Source organism: Sphingomonas plantiphila (assembly GCF_046000505.1).
In the GTDB taxonomy this organism is placed as follows: Bacteria; Pseudomonadota; Alphaproteobacteria; order Sphingomonadales; family Sphingomonadaceae; genus Sphingomonas; species Sphingomonas plantiphila.
Genome location: NZ_JBELQC010000005.1, coordinates 356 through 698, shown reverse-complemented (window position 1 = coordinate 698; position 343 = coordinate 356). Strand labels below are relative to the sequence as shown.

Sequence of the window (343 nt, the reverse complement as noted above, 5' to 3'; positions counted from 1 at the left end):
TGGAGCTTGGATTGCAGCAGCTTGCGGGTCGTCAGAATGGCCCGCGTCTCCTGTGCCCCGATCGACTTGCAATGCACCGGCCGGAACCAGCCGAGGCGCATCAGCTGAGCTATCCCGCGTGCATCGTTGCGGTCCGACTTGACTGGCATCGCCTTGAAGGCATCGCGAACGTGCCGCGTCTCCAGAAGCTCGACCGCAAGACCAGCGTCCCGCAGAGCCGCATAGAGCCATTGCGACAATGGGCCCGCCTCCAGCCCGATCCGATCCAACGTCACCCCCAACGAACCGAACCAGGCGATCAGCGCTTCCGGCTCGCTGGAGACCTTCGTCTCGCGCAAAATCT

1 protein-coding gene is annotated in these 343 nt (G+C 63.6%); it reads right to left on the bottom strand.

Going from position 1 to position 343, the window contains the following annotated elements:
- A partial coding sequence (locus tag ABS767_RS17555) for an IS110 family transposase (RefSeq protein ID WP_408080777.1) occupies positions 1–343 on the bottom strand: 343 nt, incomplete at both ends.